General features: G+C 68.3%; 18 protein-coding genes. 13 read left to right on the top strand and 5 right to left on the bottom strand.

Going from position 1 to position 20,664, the window contains the following annotated elements:
* Window positions 1-29 precede the first annotated feature (29 nt).
* Window positions 30-1,103 carry a calcium-binding protein gene (locus JX613_RS01270; RefSeq protein ID WP_207099626.1) on the bottom strand — a complete coding sequence of 358 codons (1,074 nt, stop codon included), beginning with the start codon at window positions 1,101-1,103 and terminating at the stop codon, window positions 30-32.
* Between the two features lie 264 nt (window positions 1,104-1,367).
* On the opposite strand from JX613_RS01270, the gene JX613_RS01265 reads away from it, so the two are divergent.
* Together JX613_RS01265 and JX613_RS01260 are read left to right on the top strand one after the other, a co-directional pair.
* On the top strand, window positions 1,368-2,528 hold the full coding sequence (locus JX613_RS01265) for an isovaleryl-CoA dehydrogenase (protein WP_207099625.1): 1,161 nt from the start codon (window positions 1,368-1,370) through the stop codon (window positions 2,526-2,528).
* Window positions 2,528-3,049 carry a lysozyme inhibitor LprI family protein gene (locus JX613_RS01260; RefSeq protein ID WP_207099624.1) on the top strand — a complete coding sequence of 174 codons (522 nt, stop codon included), beginning with the start codon at window positions 2,528-2,530 and terminating at the stop codon, window positions 3,047-3,049. Before JX613_RS01265 ends, JX613_RS01260 begins: the two co-directional genes overlap by 1 nt.
* A 58-nt stretch (window positions 3,050-3,107) precedes the next feature.
* Here JX613_RS01260 and JX613_RS01255 read toward each other — a convergent pair whose 3' ends face one another.
* Entirely contained in the window at window positions 3,108-3,719 is a 612-nt protein-coding gene (locus tag JX613_RS01255; protein WP_207099623.1) for an OmpW/AlkL family protein, read from the bottom strand.
* A 134-nt stretch (window positions 3,720-3,853) separates the two neighbouring features.
* On the opposite strand from JX613_RS01255, the gene JX613_RS01250 reads away from it, so the two are divergent.
* The 8 genes from JX613_RS01250 (at window position 3,854) to JX613_RS01215 (ending at window position 13,411) form a co-directional block, all read left to right on the top strand.
* Window positions 3,854-5,458: a carboxyl transferase domain-containing protein gene (locus tag JX613_RS01250; RefSeq protein ID WP_207099622.1), complete on the top strand. Its 1,605-nt coding sequence runs from the start codon at window positions 3,854-3,856 to the stop codon at window positions 5,456-5,458.
* A gap of 91 nt (window positions 5,459-5,549) precedes the next feature.
* Window positions 5,550-7,478: an ATP-binding protein gene (locus JX613_RS01245; protein ID WP_207099621.1), complete on the top strand. Its 1,929-nt coding sequence runs from the start codon at window positions 5,550-5,552 to the stop codon at window positions 7,476-7,478.
* Window positions 7,471-8,190, top strand: coding sequence for a glutathione S-transferase family protein (locus tag JX613_RS01240; protein WP_207099620.1), 720 nt, complete (start codon window positions 7,471-7,473; stop codon window positions 8,188-8,190). Before JX613_RS01245 ends, JX613_RS01240 begins: the two co-directional genes overlap by 8 nt.
* Entirely contained in the window at window positions 8,183-9,046 is an 864-nt protein-coding gene (locus JX613_RS01235; RefSeq protein WP_207099854.1) for a hydroxymethylglutaryl-CoA lyase, read from the top strand. Before JX613_RS01240 ends, JX613_RS01235 begins: the two co-directional genes overlap by 8 nt.
* Window positions 9,039-9,821 carry a crotonase/enoyl-CoA hydratase family protein gene (locus JX613_RS01230; protein WP_207099619.1) on the top strand — a complete coding sequence of 261 codons (783 nt, stop codon included), beginning with the start codon at window positions 9,039-9,041 and terminating at the stop codon, window positions 9,819-9,821. Before JX613_RS01235 ends, JX613_RS01230 begins: the two co-directional genes overlap by 8 nt.
* A gap of 44 nt (window positions 9,822-9,865) precedes the next feature.
* Window positions 9,866-10,321, top strand: coding sequence for a dUTP diphosphatase (gene dut, locus JX613_RS01225; RefSeq protein WP_207099618.1), 456 nt, complete (start codon window positions 9,866-9,868; stop codon window positions 10,319-10,321).
* 3 nt (window positions 10,322-10,324) lie between these two features.
* The gene (locus tag JX613_RS01220; RefSeq protein WP_207099617.1) at window positions 10,325-11,365 is read left to right on the top strand and encodes a HesA/MoeB/ThiF family protein; all 1,041 of its coding nucleotides are present in this window, start codon (window positions 10,325-10,327) and stop codon (window positions 11,363-11,365) included.
* 21 nt (window positions 11,366-11,386) lie between these two features.
* On the top strand, window positions 11,387-13,411 hold the full coding sequence (locus tag JX613_RS01215) for a M3 family metallopeptidase (protein WP_207099616.1): 2,025 nt from the start codon (window positions 11,387-11,389) through the stop codon (window positions 13,409-13,411).
* On the opposite strand, the gene JX613_RS01210 is transcribed toward JX613_RS01215, so the two are convergent.
* The gene (locus tag JX613_RS01210; protein ID WP_207099615.1) at window positions 13,408-13,971 is read right to left on the bottom strand and encodes an SH3 domain-containing protein; all 564 of its coding nucleotides are present in this window, start codon (window positions 13,969-13,971) and stop codon (window positions 13,408-13,410) included. The genes JX613_RS01215 and JX613_RS01210 overlap by 4 nt on opposite strands.
* A 171-nt stretch (window positions 13,972-14,142) precedes the next feature.
* Here JX613_RS01210 and JX613_RS01205 point away from each other — a divergent pair, with 171 nt between their 5' ends.
* Together JX613_RS01205 and JX613_RS01200 are read left to right on the top strand one after the other, a co-directional pair.
* Window positions 14,143-15,144, top strand: coding sequence for a 2-hydroxyacid dehydrogenase (locus JX613_RS01205; RefSeq protein ID WP_207099614.1), 1,002 nt, complete (start codon window positions 14,143-14,145; stop codon window positions 15,142-15,144).
* A 20-nt stretch (window positions 15,145-15,164) separates the two neighbouring features.
* Window positions 15,165-16,340: an MFS transporter gene (locus tag JX613_RS01200; protein ID WP_237168263.1), complete on the top strand. Its 1,176-nt coding sequence runs from the start codon at window positions 15,165-15,167 to the stop codon at window positions 16,338-16,340.
* Window positions 16,341-16,343: 3 nt separating this feature from the next.
* Here JX613_RS01200 and panB read toward each other — a convergent pair whose 3' ends face one another.
* Entirely contained in the window at window positions 16,344-17,153 is an 810-nt protein-coding gene (gene panB / locus JX613_RS01195; RefSeq protein WP_207099613.1) for a 3-methyl-2-oxobutanoate hydroxymethyltransferase, read from the bottom strand.
* A complete protein-coding gene (gene panC / locus JX613_RS01190) occupies window positions 17,143-18,009 on the bottom strand; it encodes a pantoate--beta-alanine ligase (protein WP_207099612.1) in 867 nt (288 codons plus the stop codon). The genes panB and panC overlap by 11 nt, the downstream gene beginning before the upstream one ends.
* Window positions 18,010-18,171: 162 nt before the next feature.
* Between panC and JX613_RS01185 the strand changes: the two genes are divergently transcribed.
* The gene (locus tag JX613_RS01185) at window positions 18,172-20,664 is read left to right on the top strand and encodes a GcvT family protein (protein WP_207099611.1); all 2,493 of its coding nucleotides are present in this window, start codon (window positions 18,172-18,174) and stop codon (window positions 20,662-20,664) included.

The raw sequence follows: 20,664 nt of genomic DNA, 5'->3' as shown, positions 1-20,664 counted from the left end.
AGAAAGCCTTGGGTCTTTTTCCATCCTTGTCAGGCGAAGGTGAAGTCATCCTGGCCAAGAAGGCGGTGATCGACATTGACAAGGGTAATCTGGTCGCTGCCGAACCGGATCACCGTATCGGCCCCCTGGTCAAGAATTCGCAGATCCGACATGTCGTGTGGGCCTGCGGCAAAGACAATCTTGTCTGTTCCATCAACGAAATCCGTGATCCGGTCCCTGCCGCTGCCAGCACGGAAGACAAAGCTGTCAATGCCGGTTCCACTGGAAAGGATGTCGTTTCCGGCACCGCCCTCCAGCCGGTCATTGCCCAGGCCTCCCGCCAACCTGTCCGTGCCGCCGCGACCCACCAAGATGTCGTTGCCGCCACCACCATCCAGCGTATCGCCCAGGTTGCTGCCCGACAGCCGGTCGTGGCCCGATCCCGTGCGCAGGATCTCGATCCCGCTGACGGTAACCGAACCGCCCTTGAACGATTGCGCGGTTTCAACCAGCAGATCGATGGAAAGGTTTGCTGCGGTCTGCATCTGCAACGTGTCCGTGCCCAGTCCGCCGCGGATCGTGTCGGCGCCCAGGCCAGCCATCAGCAGGTCGTTGCCTATACCGCCATCCAGAAGGTCAGCGGCGGCCCCGCCGTCAAGCCGGTCATGGCCTTGGTCGCCGAACAGATGGTCAGCACCTGCGCCGCCGGACAAGCTGTCGTTGCCCGCACCCCCGAAGCCCGTGTCATCGCCGCCCATGCCCCAGATGACATCATTGCCGGTGCGGCCATCAACCACGTCGCGGCCGACCGAGCCGATGATCTCGTCGTCCTTGGCCAGAACCGTGTTCCAGATCGACAGCCAGTTGCCCTTTTCAAACAACTCTTTTTCATTGATCTCGAACGGATGGGTGGAGATCACGAAATGCGACATGCTGAAGATCGGCGCGCCATTCCGGGTCAGGGTCAAGCCATCCATCAGATCGGAGCCGCGCCCCGGCGAACTGAAGCTCAGCCGCAGACCGCCCTTGAAATCCAGCCAAGCCTCATCCGGGCCCCATTCGGGATTGGCGAAGCGGGTAGGGGCAGTCAGGTCAAAGGAGCGGTGAAGCTGGATCCGGGCCATGATGAGTATCCGTGGTTTGAAAGTCTTCGGAAGCTATCGGCGTTTCGCCATTCTGCAATCTTGTTATGAATAAAATACAACGAATAAGACCAGGTTTCATGTTTTCGCCCTGCGGTGCATCGCTGGTCCGTCACAAGGCGAAGCGGGTGTTGATCGCGCTGTTGACCGGCTGCCGCTTCCCGCGCAGGCTGGTGCTTGACCGTCGGCGGCGCGCTGGCCTATAAGAAATGAACGACCGTTCAATAAACCGGAGGGGGTTTGCGGATGTTCACGCGGGGGATGGAATTCGACGGGGGCGAGGATGTGAACGCCCTGCGCGACATGGTGCATCGCTGGGCGCAGGACCGCGTCAAGCCCATCGCCGCCGAGGTGGACCGCACCAATGCCTTCCCGAACGAGCTGTGGACGGAAATGGGCGACCTGGGCCTGCTGGGCATCACCGTGCCGGAGGAGTTCGGCGGCGCGGGCATGGGCTATCTGGCCCATGTGGTGGCGGTCGAGGAGATTGCGCGGGCAAGCGCCAGCGTCAGCCTGTCCTATGGCGCGCATTCTAACCTCTGCGTGAACCAGATCAAGCTGAACGGCACCGACGAACAGCGCCGCAAGTATCTGCCCGACCTGTGCAGCGGCAAGGCGGTCGGCGCCCTTGCCATGTCCGAGGAAGGTGCGGGCAGCGATGTCGTGGGCATGAAGCTGCGGGCGGAAAAGAAGAACGACCGCTATGTCCTGAACGGCAACAAGTACTGGATCACCAACGCGCCCGACGCCCACACGCTGGTCGTCTATGCCAAGACCGACCCCGAGGCGGGCAGCAAGGGTATCACCGCCTTTATCGTCGAACGCGGCATGGCGGGCTTTTCCACCAGCCCGCATTTCGACAAGCTGGGGATGCGCGGGTCCAACACCGGCGAGCTGATCTTCGAGAATTGCGAGATCCCGTTCGAGAATGTCCTGGGCGAGGAAGGCCGGGGCGTGCGCGTCCTCATGTCGGGGCTGGATTACGAACGGCTGGTCCTGTCGGGCATCGGCACCGGCATCATGGCCGCCTGCCTGGACGAGGTGATGCCTTACGTGCGCGATCGCAAGCAGTTCGGCCAACCCATCGGATCCTTCCAGCTGATGCAGGCCAAGATCGCCGACATGTATGTCGCGCTGAACACCGCCCGCGCCTATGTCTATGAGGTGGCCAAGGCCTGCGACGCGGGCAAGGTGACGCGCCAGGACGCGGCGGGCGCGGTGCTTTATGCCAGCGAACAGGCCATGGTGCAGGCCCATCAGGCCGTGCAGGCGCTTGGCGGGGCGGGGTTCCTGAACGACAGCGTGGTCAGCCGCCTGTTCCGCGACGCCAAGCTGATGGAGATCGGCGCGGGCACCAGCGAAATCCGCCGGATGCTGATCGGGCGCGAATTGCTGGGCCTTGCCTGATGCGCGCCCTGCTGGTTCTGGCCGTGATGGCAACCCCGGCTTTTGGCCAGGAACCCGAATGGCCGCCCTTCGACGGTGGTCTGATTGACGCTTGCCTGGAAAACGCCAGCCGGCAGGCCAAGCCGGACGGGACGCCGGATTATCTCGGCTGCGTCGGCGCGGCCTCTGGTCCCTGCATTGATTCGCCCGAAGGCTACAGCACCGCGGCGATGTCCTGGTGCCTGGGCGAGGAACTCGCGGTCTGGGACGAAAAGCTGAACGACAGCTATGCCAAGGTGATGACCGCCGCAAAGGCCGCCGATACCGAGATGGCTAGCCTGGGTTCGGCCGCCGCAAGACAGGAACCGCTGCTGAGGCAGATGCAGCGTGACTGGATCGCCTTTCGCAATTCGGCCTGTTCCTATGAAGGCAGCCGCTGGGGCGGCGGCACCGGCGCGGGTCCGGCTGGCGTCGAGTGCAGCCTGCACCTGACCGCCCAGCAATACCTGCGCCTGCGCGCGTGGGAGCCGCGCGATGAATAAGGCGCGCCTGCCAGGGGGGATGCGGCGCATCCCCGCAGGGATGCGCCGGGGCTCCAGATCAGAACTTCATCACATAGCTGATGCCCGCGACGACCGGGTCCACCTCGACCTTGCCGATATCGGCGCCGTTCAGGGTCACATCGGCGTCGATGTCGATCCAGCGCAGGTCGGCGCGGACGGCGGAACGGTCGTTGATCCAGTAGTCCGTGCCGACATGGGCGGCCAGGCCCCAGCTGTTCTTCACGCGCAGCTCGTTGCCCGTCAGATCACCCTTGGACTCCGCGTCATAGAAGCCGGTGAAGTTCACGCCCACGCCCACGAAGGGCTTCAGCTGTGGCGTGGCGTCGAAATGGTATTGCAGCGACACGACGGGCGGCAGGTGCTTGACGGTGCCGACCTCGGCCCCGTTCGACTTGATCGAGTGCTTGAAGGGCAGGGCGCCCAGCAGCTCGATCCCGATGTTGTCGCGGATGAAATACTCGACGGTGATCTGCGGGCGGGTGTTGTCGCCGATGCTGATCGGATAGGCGCCGCCAGCCAGCGTACCGTTGTCCGACTTGGGGTTCACATTGGCAATGCCCAGGCCGACGGTCAGGTCGCCCGCTTGCTGCGCAGCCACCGGGGAAACGACGGCCAGCACGGCCGCGGCGGCAAGGCACAGAGTTTTCATCACAAGACTCCTTCAAAGGTTACAGGGCGTGGCATGGACCGGGGCCCGGGCCGAAAACATGATCTGGATCAAACCGCTGTGAACCAAAGCTCGGCTGCGACAATGCGCCGCGCCCCGTTCGGGAAAGCCTGCCCATGAAGCTGACATCATCCGCCCTGACCACATCGGACAGCTTTCGCGCCAACCGCGAGGCGCATCTGGCGCTGCTGGATATCGCGCGCGAGGCCGCCCTGGCCGCCGCCGCCGGGGGCGGGCCCAAGGCCATGGAGCGTCACACCAGCCGGGGCAAGATGCCGCCGCGCGAACGGGTGGCGAACCTGCTGGATCCCGGCAGTCCGTTCCTGGAGATCGGCGCCACGGCGGCGCATGGCATGTATGACGGCGCGGCGCCAGGCGCAGGCGTGATCGCGGGCGTGGGCCGGGTGCATGGCCAGGACGTGATGGTCGTGGCCAACGACGCTACCGTGAAGGGCGGCACCTATTACCCGATGTCCGTCAAGAAGCACCTGCGCGCTCAGGAAATCGCCGAACAGTGCCATCTGCCCTGCGTTTATCTGGTGGACTCGGGCGGCGCGAACCTGCCCAACCAGGACGAGGTCTTCCCCGACCGCGATCATTTCGGGCGCATCTTCTTCAACCAGGCGCAGATGAGCGCGAAGGGCATCCCGCAGATCGCGGTGGTGATGGGATCCTGCACGGCAGGCGGCGCCTATGTCCCCGCGATGTCCGACGTGACCATCATCGTGCGCAACCAGGGCACGATCTTCCTGGCCGGTCCGCCGCTGGTCCGCGCCGCGACCGGAGAGGTCGTGACGGCCGAGGATCTGGGCGGCGGCGATGTCCACACGCGCCTTTCCGGCGTGGCCGACTACCTGGCCGAGGATGACGCCCATGCCCTGGCCATGGCCCGCCGCGCCATCGCCCACCTGAACCGCCGGATGCCCGACACGGTGGCCTGGCAATCCTCCGAACCCCCGGCCCACGACCCCGAGGAGATCCTGGGCGTCGTCCCCGCCGACCTGCGCACCCCCTATGACATCCGCGAGGTCATCGCCCGCGTGGTGGACGCAAGCCACTTCGACGAATTCAAGGCCCGCTTCGGCGAGACGCTGGTCACGGGCTTCGCCCATGTCGAGGGCTGCCCGGTGGGCATCGTCGCCAACAACGGCGTGCTGTTCTCCGAAGCCGCGCAGAAGGGCGCGCATTTCATCGAACTGTGCAGCCAGCGGTCCATCCCGCTGGTCTTCCTGCAGAACATCACCGGCTTCATGGTCGGGCGCAAATACGAAAACGAAGGCATCGCGCGGCATGGCGCCAAGATGGTGACGGCGGTTGCCACGACCAACGTGCCCAAGATCACCATGCTGGTCGGCGGCAGTTTCGGCGCAGGCAACTATGGCATGGCGGGCCGCGCCTACAGCCCGCGTTTCCTCTGGACCTGGCCCAACTCGCGCATCAGCGTCATGGGCGGCGAACAGGCGGCGGGCGTCCTCGCCACCGTCCGCCGCGAGGGCATCGAGCGCACCGGCGGCACCTGGTCGGCGGAGGAGGAGGCCGAGTTCAAGCGCCCCACCATCGAAATGTTCGACCGCCAGTCCCACCCGCTCTACGCCTCGGCCCGGCTTTGGGACGACGGCATCATCGACCCGCGCAAGACCCGCGACGTGCTGGCCCTGTCGCTGCGCGCCAGCCTCAACGCGCCCATTCCGCCAACCCGCTTCGGCGTCTTCAGGATGTGATGCGGATGGCTCTTTCACTTTGGTCCAAATATCCCGCGGGGGTCCGGGGGCGCGAAGCCCCCGGCTTGGCCCGCCACAGGCAGGTGCCGCCATGTTCCAGAAAATCCTGATCGCCAACCGGGGCGAGATCGCCTGCCGCGTCATCGACACCTGCCGCAGATTGGGCGTGCGCACCGTGGCCGTCTTCTCAGACGCCGACCGCGCCGCCCGCCATGTGGCGATGGCGGACGAGGCCATCCACATCGGCGGCCCCGCGCCCAAGGACAGCTACCTGCGCGGCGACGCGATCATCCGGGCGGCGCTGGACACGGGGGCGCAGGCGATCCATCCGGGCTATGGCTTCCTGTCCGAAAACCCCGATTTCGTGGACGCAGTGACCGCGGCGGGACTGGTCTTCATCGGGCCGTCTGCCGCTGCGATCCGCGCCATGGGTCTGAAGGACGCCGCCAAGGCGCTGATGGCCAGGGCGGGCGTGCCGGTCGTCCCCGGCTATCACGGCGAAAACCAGGATCCCGCGCATCTGGAGGCGCAGGCGGGCCAGATCGGCTATCCGGTCCTCATCAAGGCCGTGGCGGGCGGCGGCGGCAAGGGGATGCGCCTTGTCGAACGCCCCCAGGACTTCGCCGCCGCCCTGCAATCCGCGCAGGGAGAGGCCGCGACCGCCTTCGGCAACCCCGCCGTGCTGATCGAGAAATACATTCAGCAGCCCCGCCATATCGAGGTCCAGGTCTTCGGCGACGGCACCCGCGCAGTCCACCTGTTTGAACGCGACTGTTCCCTGCAACGCCGCCACCAAAAGGTGATCGAGGAAGCCCCGGCCCCCGGCATGACCGCCGAAATGCGGCAGGCCATGGGCGATGCGGCTGTCCGCGCCGCCGAGGCCATCGGCTATGCGGGCGCGGGCACCATCGAGTTCATCGTGGACGGCTCGGACGGCCTGCGCCCCAACGGCTTCTGGTTCATGGAGATGAACACCCGCCTTCAGGTCGAACATCCCGTGACCGAGGCCATCACCGGCGTCGATCTGGTCGAATGGCAGCTGCGCGTCGCCAGCGGCGAACCCTTGCCCGCGCGGCAAGAGGATCTGACCATCAACGGCCACGCCTTCGAGGCGCGGCTTTACGCCGAGGACGTGCCCGCAGGCTTCCTGCCCGCCACCGGCCGCCTGGCGCATCTGCATTTCCCCGACGGCGCGCGGATCGAAACGGGGGTGCGGACGGGCGACACGATCAGCCCCTGGTATGACCCGATGATCGCCAAGGTCGTGACGGGGGGTCCGACACGCGCCATTGCCCTGCGCGCCCTGGAAGCGGCCCTGGTGGATACCGAGGTCGCGGGATCGGTCACGAACCTGGACTTCCTGATCGCCCTGACCCGGCATGACGGCTTCCGCGCGGGTCAGGTCGATACCGGCCTGATCGCCCGCGACCTGGACGCGCTGGTTGCCGCATCCGAACCTCAACCTGTCGCCCGCGCCCTGGCCGTGATCGGCTTGGCGGGTCTGGCCGACCCCAGCGTCAAGGGCGGCATGACCCTGTGGCAGCCCTTGCGCCGCACGATCCATTGGCAGGACGGGCAGGCCGTGCTTGAGGTGCTTGGCCCCGGCGCCGCGCGCGTGACGCTGGACGGCCAGCCGCATGAGGTCCGCTGGCAGGGCGACCGCTGGTGGGTGGACGGCAGCCTCTGCCGTCACCGCATCACCGCCCATGACAGCGGCGTCAGCGTCTTCGGCGCGGGCAGCCTGCATCTGGCGCCGCTGGATCCGCTGGACCGGCAGGCGGATGCCGTGGCAGGGGCGGCGCTGACGCTGTCGCCCATGCCGGGGCTGGTGAAGTCGGTCGATGTCCGCGCGGGCCAGACTGTCAAGGCAGGCGACCGGTTGGCCGTGCTGGAGGCCATGAAGATGGAGCACAGCCTGACCGCCGCCCGCGACGGCGTGGTGGCCGAGGTGCTGGCAAGCGCGGGCGACCAGGTCGAGGCAGGCGCTCCCCTGATCCGGTTGGAGGACGCGGATGCCTGAACCCGTCCCCACCGACGCAGCCCCGCCCGCCCAGGGCGGCCCCGTCAAGGACGGCGGCGAGGAGATCATCCTCTGGCACGTCCCCCTGTCGCGGTCCATGCGCATCCTGTGGCTGCTCAACGAACTGGACCTGCCCTTCAGCCTGCGCGTCATGGACCTGCGCAGCAAGGATATGCGCGCCGCCGAATACGCCGCTATCCACCCGGTCGGCCGTGCGCCCGCGCTTCAGATCGACGGCAACGTGATCCACGAATCGGGCGCGATGGTCGAATACCTGTGCGAAACGCGCGGGCCCCATCTGGGGCGCGCACCGGGCGAGGAAGGGCGGCTCGGCTGGCTCGACTGGCTGCATTTCGCGGAAACCATCGGCCAGCACATCGCGAGCCTGACGCAAAGCCACCTGATGCTGCGCGATCCCGCCACGCGGTCGCCCACCGTGATGAAGCTGGAAACGGCGCGTCTGGGCCGGGCCTTGCGAATGGTGGAACAGACGGTCAAGGATCAGGACTGGCTGATGGCTGGCGGCTTTTCGGGCGTGGATTGCGCGGTCGGCTGGTCGGTCTGGACGGCGGGCCGCTTTGTCCGCCTGACCCCTGCCTTGCAGGCCTATGCGGACCGCTGCACCGCGCGCCCTGCCTTCCAGCGCGCCCTGCCGCAGGAAGGCGAGCCGCAGCTTTACGAACGCGATTTCTATGAGCTTCCCGATGCCTGAAACGGTGGAAATCTTCGAGATGGGGCCGCGCGACGGCCTGCAGAACGAAAAGCGCCTGATTCCGGCGGCGGACAAGATCGCGCTGGTCGATCTGCTGTCGCAGGCGGGCTTCCGGCGGATCGAAGTCACCAGCTTCGTCAGCCCGAAATGGGTGCCGCAGATGGGCGACGCGGCCGAGGTCATGGCTGGCATCCGCCGCGTGCCAGGGGTTTCCTATGCCGTGCTGACGCCGAACATGAAGGGATACGAGGGCGCGCGGGCCGCGCAGGCCAGCGAAGTCGCGATCTTCGCCAGCGCCTCCGAAGGGTTCAGCCGCGCCAACCTGAACGCCACCATCGCCGAAAGCCTGGAACGGCTGACGCCGGTTGCGGCGGCGGCAAAGGCCGACGGCATCCCGGTGCGCGGCTATGTCAGCGTGGTGACGGATTGCCCCTTCGATGGCCCGACCCCGCCCGCCAACGTGGCTCGCGTGGCGGCGGCGCTGCGCAACCTGGGCTGCTATGAGATCAGCCTGGGCGACACCATCGGGCAAGGACGGCCAGAAACCATCGACGCCATGCTGGCGGCGGTGTTGGATGAACTGCCGCCTGACCGGCTGGCCGGTCATTACCACGACACGGCGGGTCGGGCGCTTCAGAACATCGACGCCAGCCTGGCGCGGGGCCTGCGGGTCTTTGACGCCGCCGTAGGGGGCTTGGGCGGCTGCCCCTATGCGCCGGGTGCGGCGGGCAATGTCGCCACGGAAAAAGTCGCGGCGCATCTTGCGGCGCAGGGATTTGCGCATGGCCTGGACATGGCGGTGATCGAGCAGGCCGCCGCTTTCGCGCGCAGCCTGAGGGGAGCGACCCATGTTTGAAACGATCCGCATCGACACCGACCCGCGCGGCGTGGCGACGCTGTGGCTGGCCCGTCCCGACAAGCACAACGCGCTATCCCAGCAGATGATGGAGGAACTGACCCAAGCCGCCGCGGCCCTAGGCGCGGACCCGGCGGTGCGCGTGGTGCTGCTGGCGGGCGAGGGCGCCAGCTTCTGCGCGGGCGGCGACCTGGGCTGGATGCGCGCGCAGATGGATGCCGATGCGGACACGCGACGGGCGGGGGCGCGGATCCTGGCCGGGATGCTGTCGGCGCTGAACCTGCTGCCGAAGCCCCTGATCGCCCGCGTCCACGGCAATGCCTTCGGCGGCGGCGTCGGCATGATGGCCGTGGCCGACATCGCCATTGCCGCCGACACCGCCCGCTTCGGCCTGACCGAGGTGAAGCTGGGCCTGATCCCCGCCACCATCGGCCCCTATGTCCTGGCCCGCATGGGCGAGGACAAGGCCCGCCGCGTCTTCTTCTCGGCTCGCCTGTTCGGCGCGGACGAGGCGGTCACGCTGAACCTTGCTGCGCGCGCCGTCGCCCCCGACGCCCTGGATGCGGCCATCGAGGCCGAGGTCGCCCCCTTCCTGCTGGCCGCCCCCGGCGCGGTCGCCGCCGCCAAGGCGCAATGCCGCGCCCTTGGTCCCCGCATCGACCAATCGGTGATCGAGGACAGCATCGACCGGCTGGTGGCCGTCTGGGAAGGGGACGAAGCCCCCGAAGGCATCGCCGCCTTCTTCGACAAGCGCAAGCCCCGCTGGCAGGTCTGAACCGCATCCGCTAAGGCTGGCGAAAGACAGCAAGGGCGGCAGACATGGAAGTCAGGATACTCGACCCGCGGATCCGTGAATGGGGGCTGCCCGATTACCAGACGGCGGGATCGGCGGCGATCGACCTGTTCGCCTGCATCGACGCGCCCCTGGACATCGCCCCGCAGGCCCCGGCGGTGCTGATCAGCGCCGGGATTGCGCTGTCCTTTGGCGATTTTTCGTTTGCCGGGCTGGTGCTTCCGCGATCCGGGCAGGGGCACAAGCGCGGGCTGGTGCTGGGCAACTCGACCGGCCTGATCGACCCCGATTATACGGGCGAAATCCTGATCAGCACCTGGAACCGCAACCCCGCAGGCTCGGCGCCGATCACCGTCCAGCCGGGAGAGCGGATCGCGCAGATGATCTTTGTCCCCGTCCTGCGCCCCGCCTTCACCGTGGTTGACAGCTTCAGCCGGGAAACCGCGCGGGCGGCGGGCGGCTTCGGCTCGACCGGAGTGTGAGCGATGCTGGGGTTCTGGCTGCTGGTCGGGGTCGCTGTGGCGGGATGGGTCTTCGGCCTGCCGCGCCGGTGGCTGCTGGCGGCGCTGGTGCTGGTCTGGGCGGTGATCGAGCTGGCCCATCTGGCGGGCAGGGGCGCGGTGTTCGGCGGGTCCGCGCGCGGCTGGCTGGTCGCGGGCGGGCTGGCGGGGCTGGTGCTTGCCTATCGCGGGGGGCTGTCGCGGCTGCGCGCGCGCGCCGTTCCCGCGCCTGTGCCTGCCCCGGCCGATCCCGGCATGTCGGGCGCCGAACTGGACCGATACGCCCGCCATCTGGTCCTGCGCGAAATCGGCGGTCCCGGCCAGATGCGCCTGCGCGATGCCCGCGTGCTGGTGGTGGGCGCGGGCGGCCTTGGCGCGCCGGTCTGCCTGTATCTCGCGGCGGCGGGGGTGGGGCGGATCACGGTCGCGGATGACGACACGGTCAGCCTGTCGAATCTGCAACGCCAGGTGATCTTTCGCAGCGACCAGCGCGGCGAGCCCAAGGCCCAGGCCGCCGCCGCCGCGATGCGCGCGCTGAACCCCCATGTCTCCGTGACACCCCTGCCGCGCCGCATCTCTGACGCCGACGCCGACCTGATCGCCCGGCACGACCTGGTGCTGGACGGCACCGACAGCTTTGCCGCGCGGGACGCGGTCAACCGCGCTTGCGTCGCAGCCCGCGTGCCCCTGATCGCCGGGGCCATCGCGCAATGGGAAGGGCAGGTCACGCTCTATGACCCCGCGCGCGGCGGGCCGTGCCTGGCCTGCCTGTTCCCGATCGCTCCCGCACCGGGCCTTGCACCCCCTTGCGCCGAGGCGGGAGTGATCGGCCCCTTGCCCGGCGTGATTGGCAGCATGATGGCGATGGAGGCGATCAAGCATCTGGCCGGCGCGGGGCAGGGATTGCGCGGGCGGATGCTGATCTTTGACGGGCTGTATGGTGAAAGCCGGATGATCGGCACGGCGCGGCGGCCGGATTGCCCGGTCTGCGGATCGGATCTGGAAGGCGGCACGCAGCCCGCCTAGGTTCATGGCAAAGGAGACGCCATGAATCCCGAACTGACCCGCTGGACCGGACCCGAGGGACTGCCCCGCTTCGACCTGATCGCGGACGGCGATTTCGCCCCCGCCTTCGACCGCGAACTGGCCGCCGCCGAAGCCGCGATGGAGGCCATCGCCGCCAACCCCGACGCGCCGAGTTTCGCCAACACCGTCGCCGCGATGGAAACGGCCGAGGACGGGCTGAACCGCCTGCTGTCGATCTTCTACACCCTGGCCAGCGCCGATTCGAACCCGGCGAGAGAGGCGCTGCAACGCGACTTCGCTCCGCGCCTTGCGGCCTATAACAGCAAGACAGGCATGGACCCTCGGCTTTATGCGCGCGTCAAGGCGGTTGCTGCAACGGCGGATACCCTGCCGCCCGAGGATCGCCGCATCACCGAACTGGCCCTGCGCGGGCTGACCCGGTCGGGCGCGGGGCTGGAAGGTGCCGCGCGCGACCGCATGGCCGAAATCCGCGCCCGCATGGCGGTGCTGACCACGCAGTTTTCGCAGAACGTGCTGGCGGACGAACGCGACTACGTCCTGCCGATCCCCGACGACCGGCTGGCGGGACTGCCCGACTGGCTGGTCAGGTCCATGCGCGCGGCAGCAGTGGCGCGGGGGATGGACGAGCAGGTCGTCACCCTGTCCCGGTCGCTGATCGTGCCCTTCCTGGAACATGCGAGTGACCGCGCCCTGCGCGAGGTCGCGTTCCGCGCCTGGACCGCGCGGGGGACGGGGCAGGGCGCGGGGGGCGAGGCGACGGACAACCTGCCCCTGGTCTCGGAAATCCTGGCACTGCGCCATGAACGCGCACGCCTGCTGGGCTATGCCGATTTCGCCGCCTACAAGCTGGAACCCGAGATGGCCGGGACCGCCGACCGCGTGGCCGACCTGTTGGGGCAGGTCTGGGAACCCGCCCGCGCCCGCGCTGCCAGCGACGAGGACCGGCTGACCGCCATGGCGCGCGAAGATGGCGTGAACGGCGCGCTGGAACCCTGGGACTGGCGCTTCTATGCGGAACGGCTGCGGCGGCAGGACCATGATTTTGATGCGGATCAGGTCAAGCCCTACCTGACGCTGGATGCGATGCTGGCGGCCATGATGGACGTGGCGCGCCGCCTGTTCCGGCTGGAGTTCCAGCCGTTTGAGGCGCCCCTCTGGTCGCCCGATGCGCGGGCTTGGCGGATCACGCGCGACGGGCGGCTGATGGCGATCTTCGTGGGCGATTACTTCGCGCGGCCCTCGAAACGGTCAGGGGCCTGGTGTTCGTCGCTGCAGGTCCAGCACAAGATCGGCGCGGGCCAGCGGCCCATCGTGGTGAATGTCTGCAACTTCACCCCGCCCGATGCGCCCGGCACCCCCGCCTTACTGTCCTGGGACGATGCGCGCACGCTGTTCCACGAATTCGGCCATGCGACGCATCACATCCTGTCGGACGTGACCTGGCCCTCGATTTCCGGCACGGCGGTGGCGCAGGACTTCGTGGAACTGCCCTCCCAACTTTACGAACACTGGCTGGAACAGCCCGCCGTTCTGGACGCCCATGCGCGGCATTACCAGACGGGCGAGGCGCTGCCCGCCGACTTGCGCGACCGGCTGCTGGCGGCGGGCAAGGCGGATGCGGGCTTTTCCACGACCGAATACCTGGAAAGCGCGCTGGTCGATCTGGCCTTTCATCAGGGCGAACCGCCCGCCGATCCCATGGCCGCACAGGCGCGGGTGCTGGCAGGACTGGACGCGCCCACGGCCATCCCGATGCGCCACGCGACGCCGCATTTCGCCCATGTCTTCAGCGGCGACAGCTATGCCAACGGCTATTACAGCTATATGTGGTCCGAGGTGATGGACGCCGACGCCTTCGCCGCCTTCGAGGAGACCGGCGACATCTTCGACCCGGCCACCGCGCGGCGGCTGGAGGAGACGATCCTGTCCAAGGGCGGATCTGCCCCGGCGGACCAGTTGTGGCTGGCTTTCCGGCAGCGGATGCCGGGGGTCGATGCGCTGCTGCGGGGGCGGGGGTTGGCCTAGTCCCGCACCTCGTCCGCGTCCACGCCCCAGATCGCGGTCTTCGGAACCCATCCCCGCTGACCCCCGCCCGAGATGCGGCACCAATCCGGCTCGCATTCGCCAAGCCGCACGATGGCCCCCATCTCGGCCCGGGCCACGATGTCGGCGTCGGGGTGGGGGCGGCTGCGCAGCTCCACCATGTCCTGCGTCACCAGGGCGGTGCGCACGCCCGACAGCAGCGCATAGTGGATCCAGCCGCCCGCGCCGTCCTTGTCCTCGACCCGGCGCCAGTGGCCGAACTCGGCCACCACGCGCAGGGGCATCCCGGCATGGCGGAACACCCAGTCGATGCGGTGCGACAGGCTGGGGCCGCGCCGCGCGTTGCCCTCGGACCCCTTGAGGCTGACATAGCGGGGCACCGGCAGGTTGGTCACGGGACCGCGCGCCGCGCCGCCCCCGTCCTGGACGCGGAGGATCTGCGCGTCGGCCGATTGCGGCACGGTGTCCGCCTGGGCCAGCGCCAAACCCACCGATGCGGCCAGAACCGCCGCCCCGCCACCCAAAAGCGTCCGTATTCTCATCAACCCGTCCGTTCCTGCCGACCGCCTTCGGGCGGCCCCGTCTGCCCTCTGCCGGAACACGCAAGGCGCCCCGATGGGGTCTTGTGCGCGCCCCATATCGCGGGCAGTTTGCCAAAACCGGCGCCGCTTTGAAAGGCCGCCCCGACATGACATCGAGAAAGTGAGGCCATCATGCACAGCCCGCAGCCCTCGCGCCAGAAACTGCGTGTCGTGGTGACGCGCCGCCTGCCCGAGGCGGTCGAGACGCGCATGAAGGAACTGTTCGACGTGGTCCTGCGCGACACCGACGCCAGGATGTCGCGCGACGATCTGGCGGCGGCGATGCGCGGGGCGGATGTGCTGGTGCCCACGGTGACGGACCATATCGACGCCGCCATGCTGGCCCAGGCGGGCGAGCGGCTGAAGCTGATCGCCAATTACGGCGCGGGCGTGGACCATATCGACGTTCATTCCGCCCGCCAGCGCGGCGTGCTGGTGACGAACACCCCCGGCGTCGTGACCGAGGACACCGCCGACATGGTCATGGCGCTGATCCTGGGCGTGGTGCGCCGCATCCCCGAGGGCATGGCCGAGATGCAGGCGGGCCGCTGGGCCGGTTGGGCGCCGACCGCGCATCTGGGCGGGCGCGTGGGCGGGCGCCGCCTGGGGATCCTGGGCATGGGCCGGATCGGGCAGGCCGTGGCGCGGCGGGCCAATGCCTTCGGGATGCAGGTCCATTACCACAACCGCCGCCGCCTGCGCCCTGAAATCGAAGCGGAGTTGCAGGCGACGTACTGGGAAAGCCTGGACCAGATGCTGGCGCGCATGGACATCATCAGCGTGAACGCGCCGCATACCCCATCGACCTTTCACCTGCTGAACGCGCGGCGGCTGAGGCTCTTGAAGCCCACGGCGGTGGTGGTGAACACCTCACGCGGGGAAGTCATCGACGAAAACGCCCTGACCCGGATGCTGCGCGCGGGGGAAATCGCGGGCGCGGGCCTTGACGTGTTCGAGCATGGGCACGAGATCAACCCCCGCCTGCGCGAATTGCCCAATGTCGTCCTTCTGCCGCACATGGGATCGGCCACGGTCGAGGGGCGGGCCGAGATGGGCGAGAAGGTCATCATCAACATCAAGACCTTTGCCGACGGCCATCGCCCGCCCGATCTGGTCGTGCCCAGCATGTTGTGACAGGGGAAGGAACCCCGGGGATGGATGGGACCATGGCCAGGACGGGCCTTGTCGGGATCAAGGCGCGGTGGGCGGTGTCGGCGCTGTTCTTCTGCAACGGGCTTCTGGTCGGAAGCTGGGCGCCCAAGCTGCCCGCCCTGATGGCGCGGCTTGGCATCGGCGAGCAGGTGGCGGGCCTGATCGTGCTGGCGCTTGGGGTCGGCTCGATCTGCATGATGCCGGTCTTTGGCGCGCTGGTCGCGCGGCGGGGTTCGGCCCATGCGGTCCGGCTGGCGGCGATGCTGGCCACGCCCAGCCTGATGTGGATTTCGCTCGCCCCCGGTCCCTGGTGGGCCGCCGCCGCCGTGCTGGCCTTTGGCGGGCTGATCGGGGCCATGGATGTCGCCATGAACGCCAATGCCGTGGCGGTGGAACGCGCCCGGCGGCGGGCGATCATGTCGTCCTGCCACGGGTTCTGGTCCCTGGGGGGCCTGGCGGGCGCGGGGGCAGGGGGCGTGGCGATCCAGGCCCTGGGCGAACTGACCCATGCCGTCATCGTGACGCTGATCGTCGCGGCGGTCCTGGCGCTGGCCTTTCCCTTGTTGCTGCGGGACAAGCCCTCGGCGGACCACGCACACGCGCCCCTGCGCCTGCCGCGCACGCCGCTGCCCTATCTGATCGGGGTGATGGCGCTGGCCTCGATGATCCCGGAAGGCGCGATCCTCGACTGGGCGGCGGTCTATCTGCAGCGGGAAATGGGCGCCTCGCTGGCGGTGGCGGGATGGGGCTTTGCCGCCTGCGCGGGAACGATGGCGGTCATGCGGTTCCTGGGGGACGGGATCCGGGGCCGGTTCGGCGCGGTCCGGACGCTGCAGGTCAGCACCGGGATCGCCATGCTGGGCCTGGCGCTGGCGGCGCTGGCGCCCTCGCCCCTGACCGCCATCGCGGGCTTTGCCCTGGCGGGCATCGGCATCGCCAACATGGTGCCCATCGCCTTTTCGGCGGCGGGCAACGTGCCGGGACTGGCGCATGGCGTGGGGCTGTCGGTCGTCACCACCATGGGCTATTCCGGGATCCTGCTGGCCCCCGGCACCATCGGCTTTTTGGCCGAACGGACCAGCTTTTCCGTCATCTACGCAGGATTGTCGCTGCTGCTGCTGGTGCCCTTGCTGCTGTCGCGCCTGGCGCGGACGGCGGACTTTCAGGGGGGCGGCTGAGCCTCAGCGGTAAACGTGATCCGCGCCGGGAAAGCGCCGTTCGCGCACGGCGGCGGCGTAATCGGCGATGGCCCCGTCCGCCTGCGCGCCCAGGTCCGCGAAGCGGCGCACAAAGCGCGGCACCCGGCCGGTCAGGCCCAGCATGTCGTCCAGCACCAGGATCTGCCCGTCGCAGCGGACGGATGCGCCGATGCCGATGGTGGGCACCGCCACGGTTTCGGTGATGCGGTCAGCCAGGGGCTCGACCACGCCCTCGACCACGATGGCGAAGGCGCCCGCCCCCGCCACGTCCACGGCATCCTGGACATGGCGGGGCCAGCTTTCCGCATCGCGGCCCTGGGTCTTGAAGCCGCCCAGGGTATGCGTGGTCTGCGGCGTCAGGCCGACATGGCCCATGACCGGGATGCCGCGTTCCGTCAGAAAGCGGATGGTGGGGGCCATGCGGCTGCCGCCTTCCAGCTTCACCGCCCCGCAGCCGGTTTCGCCCATGATGCGCGCGGCGTTGCGGAAGGCCTGCTGGGGGGATTCCTCGTAGCTGCCGAAGGGCATGTCCACGACCACCATGGCGCGCTGGCTGCCGCGGACGACCGCCTGGCCGTGCAGGATCATCATCTCCAACGTGACGCCGATGGTCGAGGGCAAGCCGTGAACCACCATCCCCAGACTGTCGCCCACCAGGATCAGGTCGGCGTGCTGGTCCACCATCGCGGCCAGCGGCGCGGTATAGGCGGTCAGCGCGACGATGGGCGTGCCGCCCTTGCGATCCGCGATCTGCGGGGCGGTCACGCGCTTGATGCGGGTTTCAACGGACATCGGGGGCGCCTTTCGGATGGGCGACGCGCTGGTCGATCAGCAGCACGTCGCCAAAGCGGACGGCCAGCAGGATCACCACGGGCGCCTGGATGGTGGCGATGCGCGACAGGGTGGCGGCATCGCGGATGTCGATGGAGCGGATATCGGCCAGCGGTTCCGCCCCGATGATGCGGCGCAGCGCGGCCCGGACGGCGGGCAGGCCCGCGCCCTCGGCCACCATCCGCGCCGCTTGGTCCAGCGCGCGGTTCAGCACCGGGGCGGCGGCGCGTTCGGCGGGCGACAGGCGGCGGTTGCGGGACGACATGGCAAGGCCGTCGGGTTCGCGCATGGTGGGCACGGGCAGGATCTCGACCGGAACGTCCAGGTCCGCGACCATCCGGCGGATCACCGCAAGCTGCTGATAATCCTTTTCGCCAAAGGCCGCCGCGTCCGGCCCGACGATGTTGAACAGCTTGGTCACCACCGTCGCCACGCCCCGGAAATGGCCGGGGCGCAGCCGGCCCATCAGCATCCGGGACAGGTCTGTGACCTCGACCACCGTCTGCGCGCCGGGGCGATAGATGTCGGCCACCGTGGGCAGGAACACCGCGTCGCAACCCGCGTGGCGCAGCAGGGCGATGTCGTTTTCCTCGTCCCGGGGATAGGTCGCCAGATCCTCGTTCGGGCCGAACTGCGTGGGGTTGACGAAAATCGACGCGGCCACCCGCCCGCCGCCCCGCGCATCCAGCCAGCGGCGCGCATGGGCCACCAGCGACAGGTGCCCGTCATGCAGCGCGCCCATGGTGGGCACCAGGGCCACGCGGCCCGCGCCCCGCCGCCAGTCGCGCATCGCCTGCTTGTCGCGGCAAATCTGCATCCCGTCCCCCCTTGATGGCGCGGACCCTAATAGACCACGACGGATTCGCACAAGTGCTGCGTTGCAGCATGTCGTTTTTGGCCATTATAGGTCGGGCCCAACGAACCGGCTGGCGCAGGCCGTGGCAGTAACGATCCCACAACGCATCAAGGAGTCGCGCGGATGAAGTCGCATGTGAAGGTTCTTGTCGTCGGAGGCGGCGCGGTCGGCTGCGGCATCGCGCTCCATCTGGCCCGCGCCGGGTGGGACACGATGCTGGTCGAGCGTGACGAGCTGACGGCCGGATCCACCTGGCACGCGGCGGGCCTGCTGCCGCTGTTCAACATGAACTATGCGACGACCCATATCCACGACTATTCGGTCAAGCTGTATGCGGAACTGGAATCGCAGACCGGGCTGAACGCGGGCTTCACCCGCTGCGGCAACCTGCGCATGGCGCAGACGGACGCGCGCATGGACGAATACATGCTGTATTCCGCCACGGCTGAAACCGTGGGGATCGAGCACCAGTTCCTGACCCCCCAGCAGATCAAGGACCGCTGGCCGCTTGTCCGCACCGAGGATCTGAAGGGCGCGCTGTTCCACCCGACCGACGGCTATATCAACCCCGCCGACGTGACGCAGGCCATGGCCAAGGGCGCGCGCATGGCCGGCGCCACCATCGAGCGCAAGGTCCAGGTCAACGGATACCGCTGGACAGGGTCCGAATGGATCGTTTCCTGCGAAAAGCTGGTGGAAAAGGGCGGCAACCTGGTCGGATCGGGCGAGACTTTCGAGATCCGGGCCGAGCATGTCGTGACCGCCACCGGCAACCACGCGCAGCGCACCGCGCGCCTGCTGGGCATCAAGATCCCCGCGATCCCGGTCGAGCACCAGTATATCGTCACCGAACCCGACCCGGCGCTGGTGAAGTGGCGGGCCGAGGGCAACCCGGAACACCCGGTCCTGCGCGATGCCGACGCCAAGTGGTATGTGCGCGAGGAACGCGGCGGCTGGATCCTTGGCCCCTATGAACGCAACGCCCCCGCGCGCTTCCTGTATGACGTGCCCGAATCCTTCCGCGCCGACCTGTTCCCGCTGGATCTGGAACGGATCGAGGAGGAATACATGTCCATGATCCACCGCATTCCGACCTCGGAAACGGTGGGGCTGAAGGACGATTACAACGGCCCGATCTGCTATACCCCCGACGGCAACCCGCTGGTCGGCCCCGCGCCCGGCCTGCGCAACATGTGGCTGGCCGAGGGGTTCAGCTTCGGCATCACGGCGGCTGGCGGCGTCGGCCATTACCTGACGCAGATGATGGTAAATGGCGAGGCCGAGATCGACATGGCCTCGCTGGATCCGCGCCGGTTCGGCGGCTGGATGACCACCGAATACGCGGCGCGGAAGAACGAAGAGGCCTATGAGCACGTCTTCATCCTGCACCACCCTGACGAGGAACGCGAAGCCTGTCGCCCGCTGCGCACCTCGCCCGCCTATGACCGGCAGAAGGCGCGGGGCGCGCAGTTCGGGCAGGTGAACGGCTGGGAACGTCCGAACTACTACGGCCCGCAGGACTTCGACGACCACGCGTCCCGCAGCTTCCGGCGCGGCGGCTGGTGGCAACATGCCAGGGCCGAGGCCGAGGCTGTCCGCAACGCGGCGGGCCTGATCGACGCCACGGCATTCGCCAAGCACACCGTCAAGGGACCGGGCGCGACGGCGTTCCTGGACTGGCTGACCACCAACAAGCTGCCCAAGGTGGGCCGCATCAACCTGACCTATGCGCTGACCGACGCGGGCACCACGCGGACCGAATACACCATCGTCCGGCTGGCCGAGGACAGCTATTACCTGGTGTCCGCCGGTGCCTGGGCGGCCTATGACGGCGATCACCTGGTCAAATCGGCCGAGGATTTCATGGCGGCGGGCGGCGGCTACGTCAGCATCCATGACGTGACGACCCAGTGGGGCGTCTTTGCCCTGGCGGGTCCGGCATCCCGCGACATCCTGGCGGGTCTGATCCGCGATGCGCAGCCCGAAACCGCGCTGTCGAACAAGCGCTTCCCCTGGCTGTCGGCCAGACAGATCGAACTGGGCATGGTGCCCGTGAACGCCATCCGCGTCGCCTATACGGGTGAGCTTGGCTGGGAACTGCACCACCCGATCGAGATGCAGAACCACCTGTTCGACCGCCTGATCGAGGCGGGCGAGCCGCTGGGCATGAAGCTGGTCGGCGCGCGGGCGCAGAACTGGCTGCGGCAGGAAAAATCCTATCGCGCCTTCGGCACGGAACTGGGCCGCGACGCCACCCCGCTGGAGGCCGGGCTGGACCGCTTCGTCGATCTGTCCAAGGATTTCCGGGGCAAGGCCGCGATGCAGGCCAAGGGCATCCGCAGCATGTGCGTCACGCTGCTGATCGACGGGCCGCAGGACGCTGATCCATGGGGGCGCGAAGGGATCTTTCTTGATGGGCAAAAGGTCGGGCGCCTGACCTCGGGCGGCTATTCCGTGGCCTTTGGCAAGCAGGTCGGCATGGGCTATGTCCGCCCCGACCTGGCCGCGCCGGGGACCAAGGTCAAGGTCCGCATGTTCCGCGAGCTGTGGGACGCCGAAGTCACCGAGGACAGCCCCTACGACCCGCAGAACGCGCGGATCCGCGTGGACGGCTAA

The sequence above is a fragment of the Paracoccus shandongensis genome, from assembly GCF_017315735.1.
GTDB classification, from domain to species: domain Bacteria; phylum Pseudomonadota; class Alphaproteobacteria; order Rhodobacterales; family Rhodobacteraceae; genus Paracoccus; species Paracoccus shandongensis.
The sequence above is the reverse complement of the archived record's forward strand: the minus strand, read 5'-3'. Positions and strand labels throughout refer to the sequence as shown.

Excerpts from the sequence above, each read along its gene's own strand:
- JX613_RS01185 (WP_207099611.1), top strand. The coding sequence starts at position 18,172 with ATGAAGTCGCATGTGAAGGTTCTTGTCGTCGGAGGCGGCGCGGTCGGC.
- JX613_RS01220 (WP_207099617.1), top strand. The coding sequence starts at position 10,325 with ATGCTGGGGTTCTGGCTGCTGGTCGGGGTCGCTGTGGCGGGATGGGTC.
- JX613_RS01255 (WP_207099623.1), bottom strand. The coding sequence starts at position 3,719 with ATGAAAACTCTGTGCCTTGCCGCCGCGGCCGTGCTGGCCGTCGTTTCC.
- JX613_RS01260 (WP_207099624.1), top strand. The coding sequence starts at position 2,528 with ATGCGCGCCCTGCTGGTTCTGGCCGTGATGGCAACCCCGGCTTTTGGC.
- JX613_RS01230 (WP_207099619.1), top strand. The coding sequence starts at position 9,039 with ATGTTTGAAACGATCCGCATCGACACCGACCCGCGCGGCGTGGCGACG.
- panB (WP_207099613.1), bottom strand. The coding sequence starts at position 17,153 with ATGTCCGTTGAAACCCGCATCAAGCGCGTGACCGCCCCGCAGATCGCG.
- JX613_RS01215 (WP_207099616.1), top strand. The coding sequence starts at position 11,387 with ATGAATCCCGAACTGACCCGCTGGACCGGACCCGAGGGACTGCCCCGC.
- JX613_RS01210 (WP_207099615.1), bottom strand. The coding sequence starts at position 13,971 with ATGAGAATACGGACGCTTTTGGGTGGCGGGGCGGCGGTTCTGGCCGCA.
- JX613_RS01205 (WP_207099614.1), top strand. The coding sequence starts at position 14,143 with ATGCACAGCCCGCAGCCCTCGCGCCAGAAACTGCGTGTCGTGGTGACG.
- JX613_RS01240 (WP_207099620.1), top strand. The coding sequence starts at position 7,471 with ATGCCTGAACCCGTCCCCACCGACGCAGCCCCGCCCGCCCAGGGCGGC.
- JX613_RS01245 (WP_207099621.1), top strand. The coding sequence starts at position 5,550 with ATGTTCCAGAAAATCCTGATCGCCAACCGGGGCGAGATCGCCTGCCGC.
- JX613_RS01270 (WP_207099626.1), bottom strand. The coding sequence starts at position 1,103 with ATGGCCCGGATCCAGCTTCACCGCTCCTTTGACCTGACTGCCCCTACC.
- JX613_RS01235 (WP_207099854.1), top strand. The coding sequence starts at position 8,183 with ATGCCTGAAACGGTGGAAATCTTCGAGATGGGGCCGCGCGACGGCCTG.
- panC (WP_207099612.1), bottom strand. The coding sequence starts at position 18,009 with ATGCAGATTTGCCGCGACAAGCAGGCGATGCGCGACTGGCGGCGGGGC.
- JX613_RS01250 (WP_207099622.1), top strand. The coding sequence starts at position 3,854 with ATGAAGCTGACATCATCCGCCCTGACCACATCGGACAGCTTTCGCGCC.
- JX613_RS01265 (WP_207099625.1), top strand. The coding sequence starts at position 1,368 with ATGTTCACGCGGGGGATGGAATTCGACGGGGGCGAGGATGTGAACGCC.
- JX613_RS01200 (WP_237168263.1), top strand. The coding sequence starts at position 15,165 with ATGGATGGGACCATGGCCAGGACGGGCCTTGTCGGGATCAAGGCGCGG.
- dut (WP_207099618.1), top strand. The coding sequence starts at position 9,866 with ATGGAAGTCAGGATACTCGACCCGCGGATCCGTGAATGGGGGCTGCCC.